Annotated in this window: 4 protein-coding genes; 1 reads left to right on the forward strand and 3 read right to left on the reverse strand. The window is 47.8% G+C overall.

Annotation, left to right across the window (positions count from 1 at the left end; genetic code table 11):
- Window positions 1-20 precede the first annotated feature (20 nt).
- The 3 genes from JRJ26_20030 to JRJ26_20040 form a co-directional block, all read right to left on the reverse strand.
- Window positions 21-1,823 (reverse strand): recombinase family protein, encoded by a 1,803-nt coding sequence (locus JRJ26_20030; protein ID MBW2059780.1) that lies wholly within the window; start codon window positions 1,821-1,823, stop codon window positions 21-23.
- On the reverse strand, window positions 1,799-1,987 hold the full coding sequence (locus JRJ26_20035; GenBank protein MBW2059781.1) for a hypothetical protein: 189 nt from the start codon (window positions 1,985-1,987) through the stop codon (window positions 1,799-1,801). Before JRJ26_20035 ends, JRJ26_20030 begins: the two co-directional genes overlap by 25 nt.
- A gap of 75 nt (window positions 1,988-2,062) precedes the next feature.
- Window positions 2,063-4,327, reverse strand: coding sequence for a ParB N-terminal domain-containing protein (locus JRJ26_20040; protein ID MBW2059782.1), 2,265 nt, complete (start codon window positions 4,325-4,327; stop codon window positions 2,063-2,065).
- Window positions 4,328-4,785: 458 nt separating this feature from the next.
- Here JRJ26_20040 and JRJ26_20045 point away from each other — a divergent pair, with 458 nt between their 5' ends.
- Window positions 4,786-5,568, forward strand: a complete 783-nt coding sequence (locus JRJ26_20045) for a helix-turn-helix domain-containing protein (protein ID MBW2059783.1) — start codon at window positions 4,786-4,788, stop codon at window positions 5,566-5,568.
- Window positions 5,569-5,735 lie beyond the last annotated feature (167 nt).

Here is a 5,735-nt window from a genome sequence, read left to right on the forward strand (position 1 = left end):
TGGCTGGACGTATCCAATTATCACCTGGTTTTGTAAAATATATTTTTGACCATATTTAAGCTAGTTACCACACCTTTTAGCCGCAAAAATCTCATAAGTTCACCTGGACTTTTTAGCATATCAACCGTTTCAGAGTGCTTCAACAAGATTTTTTGAATTTCATCCGGCACACGCTGCGGTCCTCTCAGTGCTCTCGCATTTTCAATGTACTTCAGCCGCCTTTTTCTAAACTGACTCAGAACCCATATCACTTTAGAGTAGTCAACATTAACCGCCTCGGATATCTCCTTGCCCATCTTACCTTCGTCCGCCAGCAAAACAATCCTTGCCTGAATGTTCTCGAACCCTTCTAAGAATTCTCTTTCCTGAGCATCAAGTTCAATGAGCCTCTTACGCCTCGGGTAGGGAATTACGTCTTCCTGCCCCCATCTGAAACGTACAATAATTTTTTCAGGGTACCCAACTACAGAATCCACCATGGTCCTTAGTAGTGCTTTCCGATCCGCGGCATTTGAAACCTCCCAGAGCTCTTCAAATCGATCAAACGCCTCCTGCAATAATTCCACCATCTTCTTTGGGTCATTCTTCTGAATCTTATTTTCGACCTCAACGCGTTTTTTCTCAAACTCCTCCCGTTTCTTTTTCAGTTCGTCCATTCTTGCAAGCAACCCGGGTTTGTCCACACGCTCCTCTTCAAACAGTTCATAAAGCCTCGATATCCGGGTTTTTATGTTCGAAATCGCATTATCAAGGTCTCTTTTTTCTGTCTTCAATGCTTCTAGTTGAGATTTAGCCACCATCGTTTGGATCTTTTCGAACACCCTTGCTCTTTCTTTTCCCGCGTATTCCGCTATTCTTCTGCTCAGCTCTGATTCAACGTAGTCAGCCCTGAAACGGCGATTTGGACACGCTTGCGCGTCATATGAAATCTTTGTGACGCAAGTATAGAACCTCTTTCCTGCTTTATAGTCCCCAGTAGCACCCATCGTTTTCCCACACAATCCGCAAACCATAACTCCTGAGAGAAGATGCTTCGAGGTTGCACTTTTTCGCCTCGATCTCCTCTTAAATCGTTTGTGCGTATTTTCAAAAAGGTCTCTGGGAATAATAGGCTCGTAGTTTCCTTCGACATAATTACCATCTTCAAGCCTTATGACCCCTGTGTACGTCTCATTATCCAGAATACGCCTCACTGCCACCCTCGACCAAGTGTTCCCGTCCCTCGTCTTTAATCCTTTCCTGTTCAGGACCCTCGCTATTCCTGTTGGTCCCATAAACTGGGCAAGCTCAAAGATCTCTTTGACTACTAGAGCCTCCTCAGGAGCAATTTTGAAACCGCGCCGGTATCCTAAAGGCGGGTGGCCAAGCGGAAGTCTCTTTACCCTCTTCCTCGTATCCTTAACAGACCGAATCCTTTCCCTAATCTGTTCCCGCTCCAGTTCCGCTACACTACCAAGAATTCCTGTCAGGAATTTACCTAAGCTTGAGTTCGTGACAATATTTTCGCTTATTGATACCAGCTCAACGCCGTGCTCTTCTAGCAAGGAAAGCACAGTGTAAAGGTCTTTCATTCGCCTGGACAATCTGTCCAATTTCCAGACGACGACCTTGTCAATTTTGCCTGCTTTTATTTCCTCGATGAGCAATTGAATGGAAGGCCTATTGAGAGACCCTGCGCTGAAGCCTGCATCTTCAAAAATTGAATATGCCCATTTCCTCTTCTTACAGTAGGACTCCAGCTTTTCTCTTTGTGCTTCAACGGAGTAGCCTTTCTTTGCCTGCTCCTCTGTCGAAACCCTCACATAGATTGCAGCGTATCGCATTTTTCAGTTTCTGTCTGGTCAACGGAAACTGCATGCCGTCGGGAAACCAATTCCTCTTTTGCATTCTCCGTTTTGGACAATTTCGCATAGTTGTTGATAAGAAACTCAACCAATGCCTCTACAAACTCATCTTCCGGTTGTAAAATGGACGCCTTTGATCTCACCTAATCCCTCCTGCTGATATTGAACCGCTTTGTCAAGCACCAAATTTCTATCCTAAGCTTTCCTCCCTTTCCTTCTTATTTTCCCCAATGGAGGCCCCCCCTAGCATCCCTCCGGTATTCTCTTTCATGCTTGAGCCGCTTATATTCCCGTCTTTTTACTTCCTTCACTTTCCACAAGATCATGCCTTTCACCCAGGGCTCCAACCTGCCACGTTGCGGCTTCCAGCGCACAACTCCAAGAATGCCCGCTATCCACAGGTCCTGCTCCAGCTCGTCCCTCGAAACGCTCGGAAGGTTCTTCGAGTGAATAGCGGCCACCTTTTCCACCAGAGGCCGGAACTGCTCCAGCAACTCGTCGTTCAGGCTTACACTCCTGTCTCCATTGCCTTCACGCCTGGCGTTGCGCTCTTGAATGCGAATTTCATCTTTGATCTCGTTAAGCACAATCGTCATCTTGTTCACGGATAACAGATAGATCAGGAGTGCTTCCTTCGTGAAAAGATGGCTCCTGATCTGGTCCCGGATACTCCTTAAAGTTAGTACAGCCGAATCTACAAATTCTAGGAACTCCACATCCATGCCCTTGACCTTGTCCCGGCTCGGTGCCTCCCGCCCCTCAAGGGCGTACCACAGGTCTTCCTTCTCAAGTCCAACAAGCTCCAATAGCCACTGTGGAGGGGTCTTCCAAAGATTGCTCTTGGCCCAGTTCCATAATCCCGTGCCGATTGGGTTGCATAGGTCCATCTTCACGAAAGTCCCTATGAGTCTTACTACATCCGGTTCCAGGTCTAGCTTTTCGGCTATCTCCTCAATCTCCGCCGATGGCCCCCCCACCGCAAGGACTATCGCACAGTTTATTACGGCCTGCATCCAGGCCCATTCGGATAGGCCGTCACCGCACACCCTTTCTGCTATGTCATCGAGGTCAAAGGCAGCACCTTTTTTCCTCTGGGCCACGTAATAGATTATCTTAATTGCCTTCTGTTTTTCCTCGGCAAGGTTTGTGAACATCTGGAATTGCTCCAAATCCCTCGCATCAGGCTCCCTGGTTCGGCTCGGCCCCGAGCTGGCTGTCTCTTGCTCCAGTTCCCCACCCTCTTCCGCTTCCAATGGCTCGTCATAAGCCTCATCCTCAGCATCAGGGGTTCCTTCCTCCAACGCCTGTGTCTCCTCTTCCCTACTTTCTGGCCCTTGTATTTCATCGGCTTCGACTCTTTCGGAATGCTCTTCTGTGTCTTCTTGAGTATCTACCGGGTCATTTGCCTCGGGATCACTCTCAAATCCGGCGGAATCGTTGTCTTTATCAACTCCCTCATCATCAGGACTGCTTTCTCTAAAAGAGGACGACAAGATTTCGGAATGATGGTCGAAGGTAGGAGAATCGTCTGTGCGGCCAGACTCCTCACTTTGCTTCGCGGACCCATGGCCACTATCTTCAGGGTTAACAAAAGTTGAACAAATGTTAACTGCTGTCTTTTTGTCTAAGTTATTCGAATTACTGGCGCTTTCACAATTATCGGAAAACGTCATTTGTCGGATTCCGATAATTGAGCCTTCATTCCGCTTTATATTAGCCGATCCCTTGCTTACATGTCTCTTTAGGACCTCACTAACCACACTCTGTGACACCCCAACTAGCTCGGCAATTTCGGCCTGCGTATAACGTCCCGCCAGGTTTATTATGCTCTCAATTTCGGAATCCCGTAGGCTCCTTTGAGTTCTATGCGGAATGGCCACATGGCCATTTTGCATAATTTTTTGGTCGCTCAACACCCTACTTACGGTCGCTTGATCGACCCCAAGCTCCTCGGCAATCTCTGTTTGTGTCCTCCCCAGTTCCGCAAGACTAACTATTCTCCTATCCCTTTCCCTGCGCTTTTCCTCCGCCAGATCCTTAACCCACCGCCGCAACGTCCGCCCAGGGATCCGAGTCTTTTCATGAATCTCTCTGACACTGAAACCCTGCTGATAGAGCTTCCTCACCACATCCTTTCGTTCCCCATCGACATAGGGATATCCGTGTGTCAGGTTTGCGACGAACGCCTCAAGCAGTAACGTTTCCTCGGTTACGTCATCTCGTATTACGCATGGAATCTTGGTCAGGCCTTCTTCCACCGCCGCGTGGTACCGATGGACGCCTGAAACAATCCAATATTTACCGGGCTCCTTCTCCCAAACCTCAATCGGCCAGAGTTTTTCAGCCTCGCCTGTTTCAATAATCTCCCTGTACCGTCTCACAAATGTCTGGTTCAGTCCGCCGATGACTCTGGGACTAAACTGCCGCGGCGGTACCTCCAGTTTCGAAATCGGAATATTGACATGACTTTGTTCTGTTCCCATGACATTACCCCCTAACTGTTTTTTTCTCCCTCTTGGAATGACGTTTTCCGATATTCGGGTTTTGAGAATTGCGGTCCTTTTCCCGCTCATGGCGGTCAACTGAAGGACATGTGTCCTTTTGTTGACGCTTTTCGAAGCCAACCCTAACCGCTTGTTCTTGATCTATTCCTGCGATCTCGCGTGGGCTGAATTGGCGAGGCGGCAACTTGAGGAATCAAAGCGCAAGATTTACCACCCGATTTTGCCCCTGATGTTTTTCAGTATCCGTCATCATTTCACCCCCTTAACCCCCGTTGCCAAATCCGTTCTTGCTATTTTCCCACTTTTGTATTAGGCTCTAACTAGCTAGCAGGGATTCACATCAACTGTGTTTGTGATTATTTAGCATAGAGCTAGCTATTAGCTAGCTATGTTATAAACAACTAAAGCTTTTGTCAACACAAAAGTGAGGGGCACGTATGTACATCGGAGATAGAATCAGGATGTTCAGGCAATTAATCGGCTGGACCCAGGAACACGCAGGAGCCCTCCTTGGTTTAAAACAGCGAAGCTATGCGCGTCTCGAAAGCGTCAGGCGAACTGTGGCATACCAGGGTCCAATTGAAGATTTTGCAATGCTCCTCGGGGTAAGGTCCGCTTACATTCTTCATGGCGCCCCGCCCGCAATAGATAAAGGCTGGCTATACTATGAGTTACCCCCTAAAAAACTAAGGTCAAAAAAAGGGCATATTCCACCTAGGGCCATCAATGACTTGAGGTATACCGTGGACGAGTTATTCGCCCAGTTTCTTTGGGAGCACTCGGTCAAGACCTACCGAATTGGCATAGTCTCCCAACAGTTAAGATACTACGCTTATCAAATAGCGCCAGATGCAATCCTTACGATAAAAGCTAGCGGCGAATTTGTACATCGACTCGACCTGCTTAGTGAAAGACTTTCCTTAACATTGGAAAAACAAGTAACAATTAAGGACATTGGAGATATATCGGAGGGTCAAAATCCTGACGATGCCAAACAAATTGGAAAGCTTTACCGCGACCTAGGTATCAACCTTTGGGCCAATCTGCTCTCGGATTTTGATCAAATACGCAAAGACTTGAAGTCCCGTCTGGACAAAGCCAAAGCCCAGTCATTAAAAAACCTATGCATGATGATATTGGACCTTGGCGTTGACCCAGCCGATGTCTCCAAGGAACTTGAGAGGCTTAGGAAATCCAGATACAAGAACAGACCTATATGACGAGCTCGACAGGCTTCACCCCCTAGCATGGAAGAAGGAGCTAGGGCTTGACTGATTGCTTTATACTACCTCCACCACTTCACCCCTCAACTCCTTGCTCACCTTTCTCAGCACTTCCTTACCCGGATGCTTGTCACATCGCACCCAGGACTTCTTCCCAAGTATCC

It is taken from the genome of Deltaproteobacteria bacterium, from assembly GCA_019308905.1.
GTDB lineage: Bacteria > Desulfobacterota > BSN033 > WVXP01 > WVXP01 > JAFDHF01.

Bases quoted from the DNA above. Each gene is read 5' to 3' on its own strand.
- JRJ26_20040 (MBW2059782.1), bottom strand. From the start codon at position 4,327: ATGGGAACAGAACAAAGTCATGTCAATATTCCGATTTCGAAACTGGAG.
- JRJ26_20045 (MBW2059783.1), top strand. From the start codon at position 4,786: ATGTACATCGGAGATAGAATCAGGATGTTCAGGCAATTAATCGGCTGG.
- JRJ26_20030 (MBW2059780.1), bottom strand. From the start codon at position 1,823: ATGCGATACGCTGCAATCTATGTGAGGGTTTCGACAGAGGAGCAGGCA.